This is a genomic window from Citrobacter sp. RHBSTW-00671 (assembly GCF_014103415.1).
GTDB lineage: Bacteria > Pseudomonadota > Gammaproteobacteria > Enterobacterales > Enterobacteriaceae > Citrobacter.
On the sequence record NZ_JABXPR010000002.1, the window covers coordinates 12,440 to 35,161 of the forward strand.

The 22,722-nt window shown below is 43.2% G+C and carries 23 protein-coding genes and 2 pseudogenes; 14 read left to right on the top strand and 11 right to left on the bottom strand.

The genetic code is table 11. The features are described 5' to 3' along the window. Positions 1–37 precede the first annotated feature (37 nt). The 7 genes from gmtZ to HV261_RS23260 all read right to left on the bottom strand — a co-directional run bounded on the left by gmtZ (position 38) and on the right by HV261_RS23260 (position 6,851). The gene (gmtZ, locus tag HV261_RS23230) at positions 38–2,065 is read right to left on the bottom strand and encodes a gamma-mobile-trio integrase GmtZ (RefSeq protein ID WP_048242292.1); all 2,028 of its coding nucleotides are present in this window, start codon (positions 2,063–2,065) and stop codon (positions 38–40) included. Beyond that, positions 2,065–3,522, bottom strand: a complete 1,458-nt coding sequence (gmtY, locus tag HV261_RS23235) for a gamma-mobile-trio recombinase GmtY (protein WP_016807536.1) — start codon at positions 3,520–3,522, stop codon at positions 2,065–2,067. Before gmtY ends, gmtZ begins: the two co-directional genes overlap by 1 nt. Positions 3,523–3,673: 151 nt before the next feature. Then, the gene (locus tag HV261_RS23240; RefSeq protein WP_007372207.1) at positions 3,674–3,862 is read right to left on the bottom strand and encodes a hypothetical protein; all 189 of its coding nucleotides are present in this window, start codon (positions 3,860–3,862) and stop codon (positions 3,674–3,676) included. Between the two features lie 35 nt (positions 3,863–3,897). Then, positions 3,898–4,545 (bottom strand): hypothetical protein, encoded by a 648-nt coding sequence (locus tag HV261_RS23245; protein WP_226795170.1) that lies wholly within the window; start codon positions 4,543–4,545, stop codon positions 3,898–3,900. Between the two features lie 297 nt (positions 4,546–4,842). Then, positions 4,843–6,011, bottom strand: a protein-coding gene (locus tag HV261_RS23250) for an IS3 family transposase (protein WP_100216202.1) whose coding sequence is annotated in 2 segments (ribosomal slippage) — positions 4,843–5,762 and positions 5,762–6,011 — 1,170 coding nt in all. Because the reading frame shifts where the segments join, the coding sequence is not laid out codon by codon here. A gap of 56 nt (positions 6,012–6,067) precedes the next feature. After that, complete coding sequence (locus tag HV261_RS23255; RefSeq protein ID WP_326929181.1) at positions 6,068–6,340, bottom strand: hypothetical protein; 273 nt, start codon at positions 6,338–6,340, stop codon at positions 6,068–6,070. A 112-nt stretch (positions 6,341–6,452) separates the two neighbouring features. After that, entirely contained in the window at positions 6,453–6,851 is a 399-nt protein-coding gene (locus tag HV261_RS23260) for a hypothetical protein (RefSeq protein ID WP_016241897.1), read from the bottom strand. 160 nt (positions 6,852–7,011) lie between these two features. On the opposite strand from HV261_RS23260, the gene HV261_RS23265 reads away from it, so the two are divergent. The 4 genes and pseudogenes from HV261_RS23265 to HV261_RS23280 form a co-directional block, all read left to right on the top strand. Next, positions 7,012–7,518: a hypothetical protein gene (locus HV261_RS23265; RefSeq protein ID WP_007372203.1), complete on the top strand. Its 507-nt coding sequence runs from the start codon at positions 7,012–7,014 to the stop codon at positions 7,516–7,518. Between the two features lie 468 nt (positions 7,519–7,986). Beyond that, positions 7,987–8,235 (top strand): annotated as a pseudogene (locus HV261_RS23270) (transposase); the annotation flags it as partial. Between the two features lie 64 nt (positions 8,236–8,299). Then, positions 8,300–9,451, top strand: a complete 1,152-nt coding sequence (locus tag HV261_RS23275) for an IS30-like element IS30 family transposase (RefSeq protein WP_001254932.1) — start codon at positions 8,300–8,302, stop codon at positions 9,449–9,451. Between the two features lie 12 nt (positions 9,452–9,463). Further along, positions 9,464–10,357: pseudogene (locus tag HV261_RS23280) on the top strand (IS3 family transposase); the annotation flags it as partial. Positions 10,358–10,509: 152 nt separating this feature from the next. Here HV261_RS23280 and HV261_RS23285 read toward each other — a convergent pair. The 3 genes from HV261_RS23285 to HV261_RS23295 all read right to left on the bottom strand — a co-directional run bounded on the left by HV261_RS23285 (position 10,510) and on the right by HV261_RS23295 (position 11,825). After that, positions 10,510–10,935, bottom strand: a complete 426-nt coding sequence (locus HV261_RS23285) for a hypothetical protein (RefSeq protein ID WP_016241518.1) — start codon at positions 10,933–10,935, stop codon at positions 10,510–10,512. A 13-nt stretch (positions 10,936–10,948) separates the two neighbouring features. Continuing rightward, positions 10,949–11,377 carry a hypothetical protein gene (locus HV261_RS27800; protein WP_032155219.1) on the bottom strand — a complete coding sequence of 143 codons (429 nt, stop codon included), beginning with the start codon at positions 11,375–11,377 and terminating at the stop codon, positions 10,949–10,951. Between the two features lie 133 nt (positions 11,378–11,510). Then, positions 11,511–11,825: a hypothetical protein gene (locus HV261_RS23295; protein ID WP_009652923.1), complete on the bottom strand. Its 315-nt coding sequence runs from the start codon at positions 11,823–11,825 to the stop codon at positions 11,511–11,513. A 214-nt stretch (positions 11,826–12,039) separates the two neighbouring features. On the opposite strand from HV261_RS23295, the gene HV261_RS23300 reads away from it, so the two are divergent. Continuing rightward, positions 12,040–13,443, top strand: a complete 1,404-nt coding sequence (locus HV261_RS23300) for an ISNCY-like element ISKpn21 family transposase (RefSeq protein WP_001567368.1) — start codon at positions 12,040–12,042, stop codon at positions 13,441–13,443. A 28-nt stretch (positions 13,444–13,471) separates the two neighbouring features. Here the strand turns inward: HV261_RS23300 and HV261_RS23305 are convergent, their stop codons facing one another. Then, entirely contained in the window at positions 13,472–14,104 is a 633-nt protein-coding gene (locus HV261_RS23305; RefSeq protein WP_001567369.1) for a DUF6904 family protein, read from the bottom strand. 226 nt (positions 14,105–14,330) lie between these two features. Here HV261_RS23305 and HV261_RS23310 point away from each other — a divergent pair, with 226 nt between their 5' ends. The 9 genes from HV261_RS23310 to HV261_RS23350 all read left to right on the top strand — a co-directional run bounded on the left by HV261_RS23310 (position 14,331) and on the right by HV261_RS23350 (position 22,524). Then, positions 14,331–15,677 carry an ISNCY-like element ISLad2 family transposase gene (locus HV261_RS23310; protein ID WP_076611902.1) on the top strand — a complete coding sequence of 449 codons (1,347 nt, stop codon included), beginning with the start codon at positions 14,331–14,333 and terminating at the stop codon, positions 15,675–15,677. A gap of 58 nt (positions 15,678–15,735) precedes the next feature. Continuing rightward, a complete protein-coding gene (locus HV261_RS23315) occupies positions 15,736–16,539 on the top strand; it encodes a hypothetical protein (RefSeq protein ID WP_000589340.1) in 804 nt (267 codons plus the stop codon). Positions 16,540–16,552: 13 nt separating this feature from the next. Then, entirely contained in the window at positions 16,553–17,914 is a 1,362-nt protein-coding gene (locus tag HV261_RS23320) for an FRG domain-containing protein (protein ID WP_000482601.1), read from the top strand. A 152-nt stretch (positions 17,915–18,066) separates the two neighbouring features. After that, on the top strand, positions 18,067–18,507 hold the full coding sequence (locus HV261_RS23325) for a hypothetical protein (protein ID WP_016239970.1): 441 nt from the start codon (positions 18,067–18,069) through the stop codon (positions 18,505–18,507). Positions 18,508–18,524: 17 nt separating this feature from the next. Beyond that, positions 18,525–19,331 (top strand): hypothetical protein, encoded by an 807-nt coding sequence (locus HV261_RS23330; RefSeq protein ID WP_016239971.1) that lies wholly within the window; start codon positions 18,525–18,527, stop codon positions 19,329–19,331. A 365-nt stretch (positions 19,332–19,696) separates the two neighbouring features. Continuing rightward, positions 19,697–20,101, top strand: coding sequence for a hypothetical protein (locus HV261_RS23335; protein ID WP_045269655.1), 405 nt, complete (start codon positions 19,697–19,699; stop codon positions 20,099–20,101). After that, positions 20,098–20,433, top strand: coding sequence for a hypothetical protein (locus tag HV261_RS23340; RefSeq protein ID WP_045269657.1), 336 nt, complete (start codon positions 20,098–20,100; stop codon positions 20,431–20,433). The genes HV261_RS23335 and HV261_RS23340 overlap by 4 nt, the downstream gene beginning before the upstream one ends. 16 nt (positions 20,434–20,449) lie before the next feature. Then, entirely contained in the window at positions 20,450–20,809 is a 360-nt protein-coding gene (locus HV261_RS23345; protein ID WP_045269654.1) for a hypothetical protein, read from the top strand. Between the two features lie 782 nt (positions 20,810–21,591). Continuing rightward, entirely contained in the window at positions 21,592–22,524 is a 933-nt protein-coding gene (locus HV261_RS23350) for a hypothetical protein (RefSeq protein ID WP_045269653.1), read from the top strand. Positions 22,525–22,722: the final 198 nt, after the last annotated feature.

Consider the following 22,722-nt stretch of genomic DNA (forward strand, 5'->3'; position numbering starts at 1 on the left):
ATCCTGGATTCGGGACCAGACGGTACTCAGACGACGCTTACAGTGCTTCTAGCTCACCCTCGATTTCAACCGATAGGTTAGCCGCTTGGTGCGCCTTGTAACTAAGTTGATTAAACTGAGCGTTAAGCGCTGGCAGGTATCGCGCCTCAGTAATAAACCAACGGCAACGAATGCAGTTTTCAGGGCCATGCGGTACGCTGCCATAGATGCGATTAACGGCAGCACTTGCATCTCTAATCAACTCACCACCGTTCCAGCACCCGCCCAGCGTACTGACTTCATCGGATTTTACGGTGTTGCCTCCGACCAAACATAAGCCAGCTGAACGCTCCTCCCAGCCGATGGGATTACGGTTAACTAATGCCGCCTGAATGCTATCTTCTTTGTGATAGACCATTTTGCATTGAATTTGCGCTAGTGAGGCATCTTTGAGGAAGTTGCGCACTGATTGCTTGGCTTTACCCTCAAGCTCCCCCTCGGCTTCACTCATTTTTTCCGCCATCACGGACGGGGTAATTTTGTTGTAGTAGATGGTCATTAGGATACGTGAGTGCCCTGCCAGTAGTTTGGATATGACCGGTAGTGGCAATTGGGTATCCATCGTGTAGGCAGTTATCAGCGATACACGCAAGCTGTGCAGGGGGAAATTTGTGGCAACCTTAGCGTTTTCTGGAGTGTCTTCTGGGTAATCCACAACCAGTTTAAGTCGCTCTCCATTATCAAGCGTATTACCTTGCTCAGCGAGCTGGTTTTCCAATTCCAGTAACAATTGATACCAGAAAGGTGCTATATTCGCAGCCCCACAAATTGGTTTGTATTTATCTTCTCCTTTCGCTGACGCATCCCGAAACAGAAAGGCGATTTCACCCATGCTTTCTAACTGGGTTTGTGACTTATGTTTGCCAATATGTTTAGTTAACAGCGTGGTGCAGTCTGTCGGTTTCACTATAGGGTTGTATTTTTCCTGCCAGTTACGCAGTTTTTCCAGCCAATATAATACTTCCTCATTCTGCCAAGGGATGATGTAGCCCCGCTCAAGTTCGTCTTTATTTTGGTCAGCGGTTTTGTTGGTGTTGATATATAAACCTGTGGAATACTGGCCTGTCATGGTGTCATGGATACGGCGAATGATGCCTTTACCAAAAGGGCGTTTTTCGCTACCGAGCGCAAAGTCATGCTTGTCATTGAGCTTCCAACGACCGCTTTCATAACGCCACGTATCCGCTTCACCACTGTCTAACATACGCACTTGATAGGTGCGCAGTGGCAGATGCAGCTTCATAAATATAACCATCGCTTTGACAGGTGACCAGATTTGGTGGAGGGTGATTCTTTTATTATCTCTAGTCACCTCTTTGGTACGCCACACACAATCGGGGTCAGATTTGTCAATCAAGTCAGGCTCAACTTCAAACCAATCGCCACCTGATTTCCTTTGCCCTGCCTGCTCTTGTGCCCATGTCCAATGCTTGAAATGTCGGTAGTGATAGCTAGGCAGTAACGACTCGCCTTGTGGTAGGTTTTGCTCAATCACCGTCAGTTCCGCTTTATCTGGCAATGGACACAGAATTTGGCGCAGGTCTTGGATGTAACGATACGGAAGTGGGTTACGCACGGTTTCAGTGTGTGATTGTTGCCTCTTAATTTTGCTCAGCGGATTGCGAACCAGTGGCATTAAGTTGCCGCTATCATCTTCTTCAGATAGATGATGCTCAATGACGTAATTAATGAAGTCACCGAGGTGGTTGATAGATTTTGATACTTTGACGGGGTCGTTAATAGTTTTTCTCACAGTAGCTTCTAGCTCTTCAGTGGAGCAGATATGGCCATTGTAGCCCTTGAAAAACAGACCAATATCAGTTGCATAGGGAGCGCACTCCAACAGGTAGGACTCAAAAAAACGGCTCAACGCGGAAAGCTTGTGGTCAACCCCCACATGCTGTGTCGCCATCCACTCAGCGGCTAATTCCTGCCATTGCTCCCACTCAGGGCCAAGGGTGGTGAGCATCCATTTAAACGTTAAGTCCGATGTACGCCCGTCATGTTTCTTGACTTTTTTTGCCATTATTTACCTCGTAATTTCGGATGCTTGCCTGTGAAATAGCCTTGCGGGTCAATATCGTCAAAACCGTGCTCGACCAACTCTTTCCAATCTAGCGATTTTACTTTGGACTCAGGATTTGCCAGTTGTAGCGTGGCCTTGTTGAGTTCATCGGAAATTTCCTGCTGCCCTTTACCTGTGTAGGGAACTTGAGACTCCAGTGATTTATGGTGCATACATCGTCGTATCACCAACGGGTTAAGTCCTGAACGCTCTAAGCGTCTGCCATAACTATGACGATGACCGTGCGGGTCGAACCCTTCCGATTTGTTTGGCTCTAAGCCAATGCGCCTTAATCCCGCCGCATAGCTTTGGTGAAACGCATTCAAAGTGTATGGGTTTCCAAGGGCGCTGTGATGGAATGAAATGAACGCATAGGTGTGATGGCAGTCAATACTGGCTCGATATTTTTGGTATCTCTTCCACAGTGACATAAAAACCTTGCCATAATCCGTTGGAAACCACTGAACTTGTATGTAGTTATCTCGATGGTCTACAACTCTTGTTTTCCAGCCAACGTATGCCGTGCCTTTCATTCGTTTGCGTGGTATACGAGCGTATTTTTCTTGTAAATAGGCTTCTCTGGTTTTTGTCCCTGAGCGACTACGCCAACCTTCGGGTGCTTTACCATCGACTTCGTTGTAAATTCGAACTATCGCTTTTTCAGGGTCATACGGATCTTCAAGTACATCAGTCACCCACAGCATAATAGCTTCGCTTTCACGCAAACCGCCACCGTGCATCAAGAGCAGCATAAGCTTATCTCTCAACGCAACTCGTGGATCTTTTGCTCCGCCAATACCATCTTTATAGAATGATTCCCAATGCTTATCTGGGAATGCTAAAGCATCGTCTTCGGCTTTCGTCAATGGAGTACGTCCTTTCATTGTGCGAGCTTTACGGATGGTTTTGTTAACGGTTTTATCTTCAATATGTCCAAGGAAGTCATTTTGGTTTTTTCGATACCAAGCAGCGTAATTAAGGCGTTGCTCATGAGGTGTGGCATCTCGCAAAGGGTTCATTGGCTCTGCGCCATGCTTGTTAGCCAGCCAATCAGTAAATGCCGTTAATCGATGAATATGTTTATTGACGTTATCAGTTGAGCTTGGCACCCAGTACAAGCCAGAGGGATCTAAACCATCTTCACCGATGGTGCCTGTGTAAAGACGCTTAGCAAAGGTTTGGAATAGCATTTTAGGATCTTCAAATAATCCTTTGTTGGCTTCCATGTAATCCAAGAGCAAAGAAGTGGCTTGTATAAAACCATTCATTAAAGCATTACTAGCACCATCAGCTTCCATCTTTAGCAAGTAATCGGTAACTGAACCAACTTCACCTTGTTCGGTGATCAAGATGGGGAGCTGACTTTTAATGCCAGTATTATCTTCTACGATAGTTGCTTTGACTTTAACCGATGACAAGGTTCATTCCTTTATACACGTTAAACATACAATACACTATAATTCTAAAGAGTTTATTGTCAAATAAAAAGGCAGATTTCTCTGCCTTAATACACAATATACATAGTTCAAGGTACTATATATAACTTAAGGGCGTTTTATTTTTGTGTGCTTATTTACCATCCGTTTCATCATCTACTTTCTGAGTCATGATTGGAGGCGGCGCTTCATTATCAATTTTCCTACGGCCTTCATCGCTGAAGAAGATTTTCCAGATAAAGTGCCCGACAAAAAGGATTCCGCATCCTATAATCAGCGCCCAGTCGAAAGTGTCAAATGGTCTGTTAAAATAATCAAACATATAGTTCTCCAGGGTAGAGTTCGTGACTAAGCCCGTTAAACGTTGTGTGGATAATTGCTCCACCAGACCGGGCAATGCAATTCATTGTTTTTTTCAGACCATCCGGCATCTATGAGTAATCTCTTCACAAAAAATGGCTGGTTTCTGAAGATATCTGTAGAAATTGATGTAGCTTTAATGACACTTCCTTTTTCACCAGGTTTTGTTGGTTTCTCGTAACGCGTTATACCGATATGCTGTAGACGTGACCTAATCGCGCCATCTGTCCTATTCATTTTCTTGGCAATCACTTCTATTGAACGATGCTCAGATAGAAGTGTAATTAAAAACTTATAGTTTCCACATACCCATTTGGCTGGTTTTTGTGGTTCTCTTTGGTTCCGTTCAGGCACTGATCTTTCCTTAATTTGTTGTGGTTTTTCACTATCACAATCAATGTCAGTTCTGGCCGGGTAATTTGAAATGGTTTTATCTGGTACGGTTTCATAGATAATTTCATTAAGCACTATATGCTTGCTCCACCAATCTGGGGCGGTAAGGTCGAATCCATCAATGTGCCAGCCGAATTCGATTAGTGGCAGGACATCAAGAAAACGTTTTTTTGATAATTTCGCAGAACTTATTTTTTTATTTAACCATATAACCGTACTAGATGAATCGTCTTCAGCGCCCACGGTAATCATTCCAAGCTCTATAAGTTGCTGAAGAGTGGATTGATGGCTTCTTAAGGTAAGCTCGGCAAGTGCCGTTTTACTGATACCATGTTGTATCGCCTTAAGTAAGACCCGAGTATCGTCAGGAGTCCACGGTTTACCGGTAATGAGGTGTGAAGATGTTTTCTTATGTAGCTGATCAGTATCCTCATCTTCGGGTACTAACAGGCTTGTGTTTCTTGTTCGCCACCATTCTGGAGAGTACAGAACATTTTCACCATTTATGCAGTGTGCTACCCATCCATTATCTAGCAGGGTTTGTAGTGGTCAACTAAAACTGGCCACGGCTTTAGAGTTTTTCCAGTATCGGTTTTCCGATTCGTTTGGGGGCAACCCACCGTTATAGTCATGCGGCCTTAGCGAGCTGTAATACCCGACGATATAGTCTGTGATCGCATGAGCAGCATCGCTAAAGTTTATATAACCTGTCACTGGCACCCACTCGTTTTTCAGACTACGGAAGAAGCGTTCCATCGGGCTGTTGTCCCAACAGTTTCCACGTCGGCTCATACTCTGCCTGATCTGGCAACGCCACAGTAACTGCCGGAACTGCCTGCTTGTATAGTGGCTACCCTGGTCACTGTGGAACATCACTCCGGCTGGTTTACCGCGAGCTTCCCACGCCATTTCCAGCGCTCTGATGGTCAGCTTGCTATCCGGCGAGAATGACATTGCCCAGCCCACTGGTTTCCTTGCGAACAGATCGAGAACAACTGCAAGGTAAGCCCAACGCTTGCCTGTCCAGATGTACGTCACATCGCCGCACCACACCTGGTTAGGTTCTGTCACTGCGAACTGTCGCTCAAGGCGATTCGGGATAGCGATGTGTTCATGACCAACACGTTTATACCGGTGGGTAGGCTGCTGACAACTCACCAGCCCCAGTTCTTTCATGAGCCTGCCAGCAAGCCAGCGTCCCATTCTGAAGCCTCTCAGGGTTGCCATAATGGCGATACTTCTTGCGCCAGCAGAGCCATGGCTGATGTTATGCAGCTCCCGAACCTGGCTGCGTAACACAGCTCGCCAGCCGTCTGGCTTTTCGGCGCTTTTCTCCCAGTATTTGTAGCTACTGCGATGAACCCCGAACACGTGGCAGAGTGTGACCACAGGATACTGCGCTCTGAGTTTCCCGATTAACGAGAATTGTTCAGGGAGTCTGACATCAAGAGCGCGGTAGCCTTTTTTAATATGTCGTTTTCCATTTCAATGCGTTGTAGCTTTTTCTTCAGCTCACGTATTTCAATCTGTTCCGGGGTTATAGGGGAGGCTTTAGGTATTTTGCCCTGTCGTTCATCCCGCAACTGCTTTACCCATCGCGTCATGGTAGAAAGACCCACATCCATAGCACTGGCCGCAGCTGCAACGGTGTAGTTCTGATCAAGGACCAGTTGAGCGGATTCACGTTTAAACTCTGCGCTGAAATTTCTTTTTTTCATTGAGGCACCTGTAATGTTCTGAGGTGAGCATATCACCTCTGTTCAGGTGGCCAAATTCAGTAAACCACTACAGTTTTAAGAGTTATACCTGAAGCTGGTTCAGCCGGTGGCACTCTGATTGAAGAGTTAGGCTTGAGGGTAATTTCGTTAGGCTCGGAGAGATTTTCTCTTATGAGAAGGTATAAATCCAACTCGATACATCTTAACTGGATTATCCTTTCATTGTATCCAAGAATGGACGTAAGCGCTGCAAATGAGTAACCATCCTTAAGCCCTTTTATAAGCTTCAGATCTTCAGCTGGTGACCATGACGGTAATTTCTTCTTCATTCACTTGCCTTAGAGTGAACTAAATGTTTCTGATATTACTTGTAAATCAATAATTCTTGAATCGAGAATGGGGGCGTTTTGAGGTGTATAAATCGCACTTAGACTCGACCATTTAGTATCCGTGGTTGAAGAGCTCCTCAACTCCAGCATTTACGACATCCTGGTTTCCAGGGATGTAACGTGGCCAGCCTTCTACCTCTTTGATGTTCTTAACGATAACTCCTTCGAAGCCAAATTGATCTGCCGATATATCAACAATATGGAATTCATCGTTGTTGGAGATCTCACACCAGTAATGACCGAACCCGCCATACATAGTGAATAACCCGCCGTCAGATTTCCCATCGCCACCTCTAATCACAGCTGATAACCCTTTGCTATGTGCCAGACGAGCTAATAGCAGACTGGCAAATAGGCATGTGCCCGTTGTGTCATCGGTATCACAGTCAGCGAGGATACCGTTCAGTAATGCCCGTGCTTCAGTCGCAACATCATTAATGAGGTTTTTCATCAGGGTTACTTATCGCAAATCGGTTTCAGGGGATTCTGCCAGACAGGCCGTAGCGTGACAATTTTTTATGACCCCAATAGGGGGCGAAATTAACGGGTCTTAGAATTTCGTCACCGATGAATGTTGCGTTAATCTTTTTTTATATAAAGAGGAGCTAACCATGAATAAAATGAAGTACAGTGCAGTATTGAATGAATGGAATTTTAAGTATGATTCTGCTGAAAGATTCGGTGACTCACACTTTCTTTATATCCATAATTTCATGAACGATCAGAGCCAGTTACTTGGTATTATCATAGCTGATTTTTTGAAGGTTCCTCAGATAGAACTTCTTCCTATTCAGACCGCCATAGATAACCTTGTAAGGTTATTAAAGGTTCAGACATCCAGGTCGTTAACGTCTGATGAGGGTGTTGATCTTGCTCAATTCCTCACTCAGTACCTCAGACAGACACAATCTTATGCTGCGGTTTCAAGTATGTGTCCGGTTGGTCAAAAGTTGAATTTTTTCCTGAACATCTACCCAAGAAAAGGTAATAAAGAGTTTTCTTTTCGATTATTCGCAATCACCACACTCAATGAAATTACAAGCGTGTCTGAATTTGTTGAAATGGCACATAGTACTCAACAAAGTGATCTGATTAATAATCCTGGTTATTTTGTTTGATTACTAAATAATTCCATATTGAAATCATTAACCATCACTTAACAGTGATGGTTTTTTGTTTTATTTCAATTATCTTTTTGTTCGATATGACTATCTGCTTTTTATAATCTGATTTCACTTACTATCATGCTGATACTACTAGGTAAAATGGTCGTGATGACTTTAATTCATGCTATTCCATTGAGATTTGTGTTTACAATCAATAAAAATATTGTTAATAAAATGTAATCCTTAACATAAATCAACATGGATATGGAACCTACACTACAATGGCAAAGAAAAACATACATCAGGAAGAGATTGTATTCGCGAAGAAACAGCTTGTTCTCCTTGCAACATTAAAAGGGAAGGTAAGTGAATTGATTCTAAAGTGGGAAGGGAACATTGGAGCTGAGACTCCTGACTTGAATCGCCACGGGTTTAACAGACACCTCAGAGTCATTTAAGATGGCTTAAAGAGAGGTGCCCATGAGCAGTAAGCGTTATCCCGAAGAGTTTAAAATTGAAGCAGTCAAACAGGTTGTTGATCGCGGTTATTCTGTTGCCAGCGTTGCAACACGTCTCGATATCACCACCCACAGCCTTTACGCCTGGATAAAGAAGTACGGTCCGGATTCTTCCACTAATAAAGAACAGTCAGATGTTCAGGCCGAGATCCGCCGTCTCCAGAAAGAGCTGAAACGGGTTACCGACGAACGGGACATATTAAAAAAAGCCGCTGTAGATTCAATTGGTCAACGCAACAGTTATGTGAAAACATGGGGTTGCGGAGGTTTTTTGAATGAGACGAACATTTACAGCAGAGGAAAAAGCCTCTGTTTTTGAACTATGGAAGAACGGAACAGGCTTCAGTGAAATAGCGAATATCCTGGGTTCAAAACCCGGAACGATCTTCACTATGTTAAGGGATACTGGCGGCATAAAACCCCATGAGCGTAAGCGGGCTGTAGCTCACCTGACACTGTCTGAGCGCGAGGAGATACGAGCTGGTTTGTCAGCCAAAATGAGCATTCGTGCGATAGCTACTGCGCTGAATCGCAGTCCTTCGACGATCTCACGTGAAGTTCAGCGTAATCGGGGCAGACGCTATTACAAAGCTGTTGATGCTAATAACCGAGCCAACAGAATGGCGAAAAGGCCAAAACCGTGCTTACTGGATCAAAATTTACCATTGCGAAAGCTTGTTCTGGAAAAGCTGGAGATGAAATGGTCTCCAGAGCAAATATCAGGATGGTTAAGGCGAACAAAACCACGTCAAAAAACGCTGCGAATATCACCTGAGACAATTTATAAAACGCTGTACTTTCGTAGCCGTGAAGCGCTACACCACCTGAATATACAGCATCTGCGACGGTCGCATAGCCTTCGCCATGGCAGGCGTCATACCCGCAAAGGCGAAAGAGGTACGATTAACATAGTGAACGGAACACCAATTCACGAACGTTCCCGAAATATCGATAACAGACGCTCTCTGGGGCATTGGGAGGGCGATTTAGTCTCAGGTACAAAAAACTCTCATATAGCCACACTTGTAGACCGAAAATCACGTTATACGATCATCCTTAGACTCAGGGGCAAAGATTCTGTCTCAGTAAATCAGGCTCTTACCGACAAATTCCTGAGTTTACCGTCAGAACTCAGAAAATCACTGACATGGGACAGAGGAATGGAACTGGCCAGACATCTAGAATTTACTGTCAGCACCGGCGTTAAAGTTTACTTCTGCGATCCTCAGAGTCCTTGGCAGCGGGGAACAAATGAGAACACAAATGGGCTAATTCGGCAGTACTTTCCTAAAAAGACATGTCTTGCCCAATATACTCAACATGAACTAGATCTGGTTGCTGCTCAGCTAAACAACAGACCGAGAAAGACACTGAAGTTCAAAACACCGAAAGAGATAATTGAAAGGGGTGTTGCATTGACAGATTGAATCTACAGCGGCGTACTTCGCAAAGCTGTCCGACTGAGGTACGCCTTTATCCGTGACAACACCTGTTGCTGGCCTGTTCGCCTGCTCTGTCGGGTGCTGGATGTTCATCCCAGTGGTTTTTACGCCTGGCTTCAGCAGCCGCATTCACAACGCCATCAGGCAGACCTGAGACTGACAGGACAGATTAAACAGTTCTGGCTGGAATCGGGATGCGTCTATGGTTATCGTAAAATCCATCTGGATCTGCGGGACAGCGGGCAACAGTGCGGAGTGAACAGAGTCTGGCGACTGATGAAACGTGTCGGGATAAAGGCTCAGGTCGGATACCGGAGCCCGCGGGCACGTAAAGGCGAGGCCAGTATCGTGTCGCCCAACAGGCTCCAGCGACAGTTCAATCCGGATGCTCCGAATGAGCGTTGGGTAACGGATATAACCTACATCAGAACCCACGAAGGCTGGCTGTATCTTGCCGTGGTTGTTGATCTGTTCTCACGCAAAATTATCGGCTGGTCCATGCAATCCCGGATGGCAAAGGACATTGTCCTGAACGCACTGCTGATGGCTGTATGGCGGCGTAATCCCCAAAAACAGGTGCTGGTTCATTCGGATCAGGGCAGTCAGTACACAAGCCATGAGTGGCAGTCGTTCCTGAAATCACACGGCCTGGAGGGCAGCATGAGCCGTCGCGGTAACTGCCATGATAATGCGGTTGCAGAAAGCTTTTTCCAATTGTTGAAACGCGAACGGATAAAGAAAAAGATCTACGGAACGCGGGAAGAAGCCCGCAGCGATATTTTTGATTACATCGAAATGTTTTATAACAGTAAGCGTCGGCATGGTTCTAGCGATCAGATTTCACCGACAGAATATGAAAACCAGTATTATCAACGGCTCGGAAGTGTCTAGATTATCCGTGGCGATTCAACTATCATCTTTTAATGAACCAACTTGAGTCAGTAGAAAAGCAAATATTTTCTAAGATTGGTGCTTGGAAAAAGACATCTTTGCTTTGAGTGTCAGTGAAGAAAAACTTTATGAACAAACTTAATCCTCCTGCTTTATGTAATTCTTTTTTTACCAGGGATTTCTAGGAGAATCTTAGTCCATAACCCATCTGTCATAAAATCAATTATCGAGTCTGATATCATGGCTTTATTTGCAATTCTTTGAGCAGTGTAAATTGCCTGACTTTTATCTTCGATAAAGATGCCATGAGGCACTAGACTAACATTATCTTCGGTTTTCCTTGCCCACATGCGGAGGCGGTAATCTATTATGTATTCGTCATACTCTATCCACAGATGAGGTCGAATTATCTGGCCAGTTCCAGCCAACGTTACTTCTCCAACGATGCGCTGGTGCGGTATACAGAATCTATCTAGCAGGCAACTTACAACCATAGTATGACCATCACATTCGAGTGGAAGTACATCATATTTATGTAACAGCTCGCAGACATAAGCAACTTCAGGGGTTATGAACATTTACGGCCTCATATTAGACGGGGAGGGTGCTTAATTGGTCATTAAGCCTAAGTGATGATGGAGCCCAGTAGCCGGAACCGCACATCCACCGTTCACCAGGAAATGAAAAACCCTCTCTGATAAGAAACTCCCTAAGTTCGGTGCTGATGACATTCTCAACCTTTAAGATGTAGTTATTTGTCTCAGCTGCTTCTTTTAATTTCGAGAGTAACTGTCTGAAAAATCCTTTGCCTGGGGTCTTCACTGAAATGGTTGCGACTACCAGTACCGACGAACCGAGGTATGACATTTTTCCCGTCCGGGCACGGATGTATAACTCATCTACTAACTGAAGACCTTGAACCTTCATTGATTTTGAATGAAAGATGCTTTTTTTTGCTTCAACCATTAAGTGAGTGAATGATTGAAGGATCTTATTGATGTCTCTGTCATGACAACTCATATAATCACCAAATTAAATCAGCATAATAAATTGCACAGTGTATAGCGTAACTTTTCAATAAAGTTGATGCTTTGAAATAAAAGCAACAATACATAATCTTTGTGTCTTATTGACTAAGGTTGTTATGTAATTATCAGAGGTTTTTAATCCTTTCTAAAGATGCTAGATATGCTTCATAGTTATCTCCAAATTTTTTCTTTGCCCGTCTTACTCTCATCTTTTCTGCCAGTTCACTCTTATGCTCGGTCTGGTATTTTTTATTGTTTTGGAGTTTTACACCTGCACCGGAACCGGCAGCATAATTTCTGTTTTTATCGCTAATGCACAACTTGCATTTACTTTTAAGGCCAAACTTACCCTTAAGTTCCTTACCGAATTCTTCGAAGGGTTTAACCTGATTGCATCCTTTACAGCGTTTGCACCCAGAGGGGAGATCTTCATTAGCCATGTCTAGTTCCAGTGGTTAAAGGTAATGAACTGCATTTTACTGCAAACAGGCACTTCCAACCATAAAATCGACTACTTAACCATAATTCAACATAAGGTTCATTATGCGCACTTAGATTGTAATGGCTCAATAGTAATGTCCGCCTGTGGCTCAATTCAGATGTCCGCGCTATGGTAAGCTTCACTGGTCCGTTTAAACTACCGGGAGGCATATCATGAGCGCAGAAAGCTCAGGAGTGTTTACTTTGAAAGAGATCAACCGGATCAAGATTATACAGGACGTCATTGAACGTCGCATCACAACGCGCCGTGCGGCCGAGCACCTCGGTATCAGCGACAGGCAATGCCGCAGACTTCTTGCCCGTTACCGTGAAGGCGGACCGCTTGGTATGGCCAGCAGACGATGTGGCATGCGTGGTAACCGCCAGTTGCCACCCGGGCTCGCAGATCAGGCTCTGGAACTGATCAAGACGCGTTATGCTGATTTCGGTCCGACTCTGGCGCGTGAAAAGCTCGAAGAACTCCACGGACTGTTTCTTGGCAAAGAAACTGTCCGGCGCATCATGGTGCGGGCTGGCTTATGGGTTCCCCGTAAACAACGTGCCGCAAGGATCCCTCAACCACGGTACCGGCGTCCGTGTACTGGTGAGCTGATACAAATAGATGGCTGTGATCACGACTGGTTTGAAGGCCGTGGCCCGGCCTGCACCGCGCTGGTCTATGTTGATGATGCAACCAGCAAACTGATGGAACTGTTGTTTGTTAAATCGGAGTCCACGTTTTCTTACTTCGAAGCCACGCGGCGCTATATCGATAAGCATGGTAAACCGCTGGCACTGTACAGCGATAAAGCCGGTGTTTTTCGTGTTAACAATAAACACGCCACAGGCGGAGACGGGCATACTCAGTTTGGGCGAGCCATGCATGAACTGAACATCCAGACTATCTGTGCAGAAACCAGTCCCGCCAAAGGGCGTGTAGAACGAGCTCACCTCACTTTACAGGATCGTCTGGTCAAAGAGCTGCGGTTACAGGGCATTTGTTCAATGGAGGCTGCAAATGACTTCGCTGAGGCCTATATGGCTGACTATAACCGCCGTTTTGGCAAAGTACCGCGACATGATTTTGACGTACACCGTGCTGTAGAACATGATGAGGACCTGGGGCTTATTTTCACTGTTCGTGAAAAACGTAAAGTCTCAAAATCGTTGACGATACAATATGATAAAATGTTGTACCTGATTGAAGACAGCGAACTGAGTCGCCGTGCAATAGGTAAATATATCGATGTGTATCACTATCCTGATGGCAGAAAAGAGCTGCGCCTGAACGGTACGCTACTTCCCTACTCTACCTACGACCGACTGTCAGAAATCGACCAGGGCGCGATTGTCGATAACAAGCGTCTTGGCCGAACCCTGGAGTTTATCAGTCTGGTGCAGAGCAAGCGGGATAACACGCGCTCTCAGTCAATTCCCGCTGGAGATGGCCCTTCCCGACGACGGCCAAAGCAGGAAGGGAAGAAATCCCAGCGCTCACTGGATAATGATGACATGCTCGAAGCACTCAAACAGCTTCAGTCACGTTCAGAGGACATTTTTGGTAAAAGAGCCCGCTGATGGTACTCACTGGCCGGACAGTGGTTGCTCACCAGTTGATATTGTCCGGCCAGACCCATGATGTATTATTCATTTCGTTCAGCATCTTTATGTCCTGCTTTTCACGGGCATACTTACCCCATAATGAATGAAAAGAACGAACAATACTGATTAACTGCTTTTTTCTTTGCTCCGGAGATAGGCTGATAAAATAGCAGCACCTGCTGTCAATATTATCCTCAATGAAATTAAAATCAGAGTCTGATGCATATTTTACTGTTAGCATAATATCATTCGACGTTGTTCTCTCAGACTCTGTTAATGCTGATTCTATCAGGTATTCAAAGGCATACATGACAGACAGCTGGTTTTTGTCTGTCTGAATATAACCCATTGAGTTTCTGAGTATTGAGGACTGTACCAGGACCAGAGGCCATAAAAGCTCAACACCATAAAGCTTATATGTATCATGTTGATCATACTGATGTTGCTCAACACGACGATTACCTTCCCGTGCTTTACGAATATCATAGGCAAGGGATAACATAAATCCGTCTTTAACTTTAATCAGTGGGCTTTCATCCACGATGTAATGAATGAGTTCATGTAATTCATTCAGGGCTTCTGAATCTCCCCACAGTATAAAACCTGCATTGTTCGGCGTTAACTCGTATCGAAGCATGGGCTCAATCATCCTGTTGTTTCAGTCGGAGGAAAGTCTATCAGTAAAGAGAATGAGAGATCAAAGTGGTCATTTTAATTGAGCTGGATAACGGACATTTCAATTGAGCCTTGACATAGATTGTTAGAACCATTTAGTAATGTCACTTTTTATCCAGATAGAAACGTCACCTTAGAGTAAGCTAAACTGAATGCAATTCTAAGGGGCTCAACGCATGTTGGTGACCATGTCAGATAAAGAGATCCACCGCCTACCGGTGATACAGGCAGTTTGTGAAAAGCGTCTACGCCGTCGTGATGCAGCATCACAGCTTGGCATTTCAGAACGTCAGGCGCAACGACTTATCAATCGTTACCGAGTTTCTGGTGCTGAAGGACTTGTCAGCCGCAAACGCGGCCAGCCCAGCAACCGCCGGTTGACCGAATCTCTCAAACTACGAGTACTCACGCTGATACGTGAAAACTACAGTGACTTTGGGCCCACACTGGCCGCAGAAAAACTCAGAGAGCGCCATAATATCCGGCTTTCAATCGAGACCGTCCGCAACTGGATGACGTCTGACGGACTCTGGGTCCCGCATGCTCGCCGTAAGTCACGGGTTTATCAACCCCGACATCGGCGTGATTGTCTGGGTGAACTTATCCAGATCGACGGCTCCCACCATGACTGGTTTGAAGGCCGTGCGCCAAAATGCTGCCTGCTGGTCTTTATCGATGATGCCACCGGGCGTCTGATGCATTTGCGGTTCAGCGAGTCAGAAACAGCCTTTGACTACATGCTGGCAACCCGGGAATACATCGAGCAGCATGGGAAGCCGGTATCGCTGTACAGTGACAAACACGCAATATTTCGCGTCAGTGGTCCGGAGAAACGCAATACCACCGTTACCCAGTTCGGACGTGTGCTTTATGACCTGGCAATCGAGCTTATTTGTGCCAACAGCTCTGAAGCTAAAGGCCGCGTGGAACGTGCGAATCAGACACTTCAGGATCGGCTGATCAAAGAAATGCGTCTGGAAGGTATAACCGGCATTGAGGCCGCAAATGCCTGGCTTGCCACTTTCATCGCTGACTTTAACAGCCGGTTTTCACGACCGGCTAAGTTCCCCAAAGATTTGCATCGTCCGGTGCAGGAAAGCCCCGATGAATTAAGAGACATCTTTGCCTGGCATGATGTTCGTACCGTGTCGAAATCACTGACCTTCCAGTACGATAAGATCCTTTATCTCATGGACACCACAGAAGAAAATAGCCGTCTTGCCGGTGAAAAAATTAAAGTACTGGATTATCCCGATGGCACCCTCGCCTTCCTCTATGGGCACCGGAGCCTTAAGTGCCAGGCATTTGATAAGCTGGCCTGTGTCGACCAGGGGCAGATTGTTGATAACAAACGTCTCGGGACTGTACTCCGACTGGCTCAGGTAAAACAGGATGAGCGGGAAAGCGAAGGCAAACGGGAACGAAGCAAAAAATCGCCCAGCCGTAAGGCTCAGGTGCGCATCCAGGAACAGCTCCGGGCTATCAATCCCGTTCTGGCAGACCCGAGCTTGTTTGTGGCAAGTTCAAAGCGATAGAATCGACCATCAGTGCTGCAAAGTACCGGAACAGTGAGTCCCCAAAAGGATACTTGAGATGATTAAATTCCCGACTACAAAGCGCGTTGATTTGTATAAAACTGCTGTCAGCTCTGAGCAATTACATCTAGATCTGGTTGCGGCTCAGGAGTTCATGTTCGATGCCTGGGAAAATGATGACCTGGAAGTTGTGCTGAAACTCATCAGAAAAGCTATCAAGAAATCCCCGCTCTGTGCTGACGCATACTCATTCTACTGCGAGATATCTCAAGAACCTCCTGAGTCAAAAATCGGGAAGCTGGAGACTGCTTTGTACGCAGCCAGCATTGCACTTGGCGAGGATTTTCAGGAGTTCGCAGGACGTTTCTGGGGATTTGTCGAAACACGTCCATATATGAGAGCAAAAGCAGCTTTGGCTGAGGCCTTATGGGAGTCTGGTAATTTTTATCCGGCTATGGCTCATAGCCGCGAAATGCTGAAGCTCAACCCGAACGATAACCAGGGGATTCGTCATTTATTAGCGAACTATTACCTTGAGCTTGAAATGGTGGATGATCTGGCCTTGCTACTGGACGATTATCCTGGGGATATGCGTTCGTTTTTTCAGTATACACGCGCCCTACTCGCCTACCGACAGTCATCCCCGGATGCCGATGATATCGCTAAAGCTGCGATTGATTCTAATAGACACATCCCCGGCTTGTTATCGAAGTGCAGATTACAGATCAAGTCTAACAGTGGATATATCACGTTAGGTGGAATGGATGAAGCCATTTATTATGTGAATCATAATATAAAGCCTTGGATTCGCACCTCTGGCGCAATTGATTGGATTGTAAATAATTCATTAAGTAAAATATAAGGATTTAGTTTTAATGTTTAATCTAATTATGGGCGGAGAACCTGACTATTTTGAACATTGGCCCATGTATGAACGGGTTAGTGGGAGTTGTGATTTTCCTATATCACGTATGTTAGAAGGCACCTCTGATGACATCCGGTTGAAGTTAACGCCTTTGAATGATAAAGCATTATCTTATATTGAGAAATTACCTACGCTTTTTATGTCAGAACTTTATTCCCGAGACAATGTTGAATACATTACTTTGCGACTTGGTGTAATTTCAAATCTACGAACAGTTAACAAAAATGTTGAGTTTGATTTCAGAATCACTCACTCACAAGATGATGTCGTAGTGATAAACAAAGAGTTATATCAAACAGCTTTAGAATTAGGTGCATATGGGCTGAAACGGACTCACTGGGGAATAAAAGCACGTGATTTAAATCAAACATTAGCACTTCTAAATATAACGACAAGAAGTACACCACTTCCTCCTACTGAAGCACTTCCTGATGAAGTTGATAACTACCCAATAATAGATAATGTTCAAAGTTTCATGGCGCGTGTTTTAGAACAAGATCATGAAGAAGATGCAGAAATATTTTATCGTGGACATTCTGATGTATCTTACGAGTTGGCTCCATCAGTTTTCAGGAAAAACAAAAAAGGTAACTTCAAGCATTTGCACAGTGAATCAAATTTAGTCCGTGAAGCCCTAACAGCAAGGCCAACTGAGTTTGTTGATGATAAAACAATGCTAGACAAGTTAGTAAGGATGCAACACTACGGACTACCAACTCGTTTGTTGGATATAACATCAAATCCACTAATCGCTCTGTATTTCGCTTGTTGCGACATTAGTAATAATGAAAATACAAATGAGGTTGATGGACATGTTATTATTTTCAAAACAAAAAGGGATCGTATAAAATTCTTTGACTCTGATACAGTAAGTTGCATATCAAATATATCAATGCTAAGTCAAACACTGAAAGATCAGCTGGATTGTAAAATGGACAAGGAGGCTTTCAATAAAACTGAAGCTTGTCAAAAACTCATACATTACATTAAAGATGAAAAACCTTATTTTAAAGATGTAATTATACCATCAGATTTGGAAAGGTTAATTTTCGTTAAAGGAAGAAATAATAATGAAAGGATGTCATCACAGTCAGGTGCATTCTTATTATTTGGGAATAATGCTGTTTATCCCGATTTAGTTTCAAACCCTGATGATGCTATGCAAGAGTTTAAAGTAGAAAAAATAGTGATCAGAAACAAAGCTAGAATACTTAAGGAACTCGCAAGGTTAAACATTACAGATGCGACAGTTTATCAAGGCATGGAAAGGACAATGAAACTAATTGCGGCCAAATTTTCCGCAGGAGATTGATCTTCATGTGGTTTTTTGACACACTAGCCTGTCGCTACTGGCATTGGTCCCTTGTATGCTAAGCATATGAACTCTGGTGTGTGTTGGACAGGAGCAATTAACCAGTCGTATAGTAAAATTTGAATGTAAAAATATAAAACAAGGAGTTGAGAATGAACCCCATTACTTTGAGTGAAATGAGTGATGAAGATGAAGAGGTAAAAATCATTTCTTCATATGAACCTCAAGATGATGAGATTGCGATCGTTTTTGATAGTTCAAAAATTACTGGAGGTAATGCACTGGATTTTTTCCAGTTCACCAAGCAATCACATTCTAATGTTAAAGTGTACGGAGATTCTAATGGTGTTTCGTACCTGCAATTAAACAGTATAACGTTAGCGTTAGGCACTTTCTTTGCCACATCAGTAATGATACCTTTTTTAGTAAATCTTGTTTCAAATTATATTCAGAAAAAAATTGATAACTTTGGAACTAGAGATATAGACGTTAAAGTCTCTATAATTAAAAAAAATAAATCAGGAAAACATGTGAAATACACTGTTTCTGGAAAAGTAGACGATGTTTTAAAAGTAATTAACAAAATCAAATAAAAATCTATATAGATATTATGAATATTCACGAAAAGTTAAAGCGTTGGATGTGTATTACTCAAGAAGATAGTGCTATTCTTGATTATCTTAATGCTGAGTTAAAAAAAGCTCAATCCTTGAGCTTGAATAATGAATCAAACAGATTGTTTTTATACAAAACAATTTTACTAGCCCATTTAAAATATATTCAAGTCATTAATTTACTTACAAGAGGTGATTTTTATGAAGCATGGGTAGAACTTGAAAGGATAGAAATAGATTTAATACATATTAAAGAAAATAATGAGTTTCTGCCTGAGGTTAATTTCTATGGTGTTAACTTCTTAGCGAGAATGGTATGTAATTGGCAGGCGTTATTCCCATATAAAATCTTCGGTAGTTCTCGTGAAATAATAAAAGAAGTGAAATGTTCAGTATGTAATACAACCCGTAGTTTTATTAATGATTGTGGTCATGTTAAAAATAAACTTTATAATGGAGTTCTTTGCTTTGATGAAGTGATCGATTTTGAATTAATTACTTATGACATAGTTAGTAATCCCGTTAACAAATGTAGTGTTTTTTTCTCCAATGATGGTGATCATTATAACTATTCAACTTTAATTAGTGTTGTCAAATACATACAATCCCCACATCAAATTTTCAATATTACGACCTGGAGATTTAAGGCGAAAGAACATGATGGAGTATTATCGCCAGAAAATATTTGTCCATGTGGAGATTCTTTAAAAAAATATGCAGATTGTTGTTTGCCACGTAATGGTATTTATAAAAAACATATAGATATTTGGTTTCCCTTCCCGTTGAATGTAGAACCTATTTAGAACCAGATATTCAATAACTAAAGATCCCGTTGACACAGATATTTCCATATTAAGATGTTTTCGTTATATTTTTATTCCAGTCTTTCATATTTAACTTTTGCTTTATTAATTGGTTGAGTGGGATAACGCAGCAGTCACATTAATATGATTACATAGGCTGAAAGTGCCCTTTCTATCTTGCACAAAGAGGTGACATTTTAAACTTGCTTTGACAAACGTAGATAAAGGCTGAATCTGATGTTTTATGGTCATCCTTGTGCTGGCTGTGTTGCCCGTACTCTCTGTTGCGCATAACGATTGAAATGTCTTGCGGCCTTCACTGAGATTACCGGGCGTCCTGATAATTTTCTTAGGACCTGATTCGAATGAAACGATTGATACCAATCCTTACCTTTGCCGCCAGTATGACCATTCCGGTTACTGCAATGGCAGACAATATTGTTTGTCATGATGGCTGGAGCATTGAGCGACACGTTACCGGTAGTGCCAGTAGTGGATTCATGAGCTACATGAAAGACGCTGGCGTCATAAAGTTACTGCATCACGGCAAGCTCATCTCACAAAAACGTATTCAGGATATTCAGCAATCGGTGTATCAGACCAGTGGCGCTCCACTTGTTAACTACGAGTTTGATGTTGATGAAAACAGTTTCTATATCCTTGCTCTGGATATGAGCACTCAGGGTGCATCAGGTGGTGAACCGGATATCAAGCTTTGGGGTACTGATGCAATGGGAATTGATTGTATTTTACAGGGAGGTGCTGAATGAAAAATTCAACCACCCTTCCCTTATTGATATCAATCGCCGGTTTGTTATTTGCAAATCAGTCACTGGCGATTACGCAATCACAGATGCAGATGAGAGTGACTGCTACATGTGATTCTTACGCAAATTTTTCCAGAATTGCCAACCCGGATGTTATTTATGGCGCATGTATAACCGGAGCCAGGGACGCAATACAGCATCGCAATTCCGTCTGTGAGAAGAAAATAAAGAAATTTAATAAACAGACGGAAAACTTACGAGGAATGGAACGAGCCGAGCATATTGAAGTTACTCAGGCATATCGCGCCGGATGCAACACTGGAAAACAAAACTAAAAAGGAATACAAAAAAATGAACAGTTCATTTTTGACAAAACATCTTTCAAAATTAACGCTCGCTATCAATCTTACAATAACCATACTGATTTGGCTCTATTTTATTGGAACTGACAACCCGTCATGGTATTCGATACTTCAGGGGTATGCTTTCATCAGCTTTGATACGGCAAAAATCATTATCACCGTTGTCTGTGCTGCATGGATAATCAAAAGCATTACATCCTATGAGCTAAAAACAGTTCTGTTTACTCAGGCGGACATTCAGAAGGAAATACTCAAAGAGCTTCAGTTATTAAGAAATGGAAAGCAAATGAATAATGCCGATGCCATGAAAGATGATTTCAGGATAGACTTTGATAAAGTAGATTGCTGATATTTCTCTGATGCTGACATGTAAGGGTCTTCATTTTGGTGGAGATTCTTATTTTTTTATTCTGATTCTTTGTTAACTCAAGCCGTATGGCTCTCCTGCGGAGGGCTTAATATTGGGATAATATTGAGAGGTTCAGAGTAAGTACAGAAAACCGATTAAGAATAAATATATCATAATAAGGGTTTAACCCCGGTTGGCGATTTGGCGATGGTAGCATGGATATTTGAATCTGTAAATTGATTATATTTATTTTTATTTTACCACCCTATCGGGTGATTCCGGCACAGCACATCAGCATAACCAGAAGCATATAACGCGCTACAGGCCATCAGGGGAATGCAGTCGGTGCAAAGCCATACTTCAGCCCTGAAACAGCCCACAATCACGCCAGTGCAACCTCCGGTCACAATCTGCACTAATTTCATTTAACTGTATAAATGAACAGTGGTGCATATGCCGGAATCCTGCCATCAGACAGACTCTGCACACCCTGCCCTGACCCGTATTTACAGTGCCTGTAGCGCATTCTGAGCGCACCAGTGCATGATAAGGCAGGGTGCTGAGCCTGCTTTGTGACAACCTCAGATTACTGCTGACAGAACGACACGATACCTGTCACATTGCATTGTCTGTATTATTTTAAATTTTATTTTTTTGAATGGATTCTTAAATTTAATTCCTGACCTCCACCCGGAGTGCTGGCCTGACAGAAGTTAAAGGGGAAAAACAGGACCCGACCCGATTCTTTTTCTCCCTCCAATTCTTTACTCAGGAAATATTAAATGACGCTTTTTCGAAACAAGAGATACCACCAGAACTACAACCATAACACGTTATTTCCCGGTGCTGTATTTACCACGAAGCATAATGGTGAATGCTCTGTTCTTGGTCGCTCCGAAGATAAATCAAGACGCGGATATTATGTTGTGCAATTTAAAGACAGCGGCATAATCAAAGAGGCCTACGGTACGCATATTAAATCAGGTGCAGTCTCAGGTGACGCGTTCCCGTCCTCAGAAGATGAACGAATAACACTGTTGATGAAGCCCCGTTATTATGATGTGGGATATATTGGAAATGGAAAGCATTCCACAATTGAAAACACCCGAAGCCATCAGAGAACAAGAGCGTTCATTCTCTGGCATAATATGTTGGCAAGGTGCTACATGACAGTTAAAGGGAAACAATATTTTAAAGGATATAAGGGAGTGACGGTTTGCGAAAGATGGCATAACTTCCAGCATTTCTGCGATGACCTTCCAAAACTTAATGGCTATGCCCGCTGGAAAAATAACCCCGGAGAATATGAGTTGGATAAAGATTTTTCACATCGTCGTTTCTATTCCCCGGACACAGTTTCTTTCATCAGTACAATGGAGAATGCAAAGGAAGCAGCATTACGACGCTCAGCAATGAAGATACTGAGCCAGCATTATCACGAAGTGAATAAAATACGAAATGAAATAGTTATGGATACGGAGGATGAACTTAAGAAAAACAATATTGTTTATGAAATTGCATATAACGGGAATACTAAAATCATTATCTCAGAAACACCCTATGGTACGGTGGCATTCTATCCCCTGACCAGAAAGATTCAGCGAAACAGTTACATGACGGAGGGTGATACACAGATTTATGTATCCTACCTGAACTGGCTCAGGCTTCAGTGGGAAATCAGGAATCCCTTCATTAACTGCATTGCTGTAAAATGATGATAATGCTATAAATAGCTGCACTATATACTTAACAAATAAACATCAGGGCAATCTGTAAAATCTGAGTTTCAGTGATGTTGCTGCATCAGAGACGATATTAACTGTCTGAAAGTTCATCGCTGAAGGCTAAATGTCTGCACTTCATGCAGCCATTTAACATGTTCAATACATTAAGCGCACCAAGGTAAGGTGTTG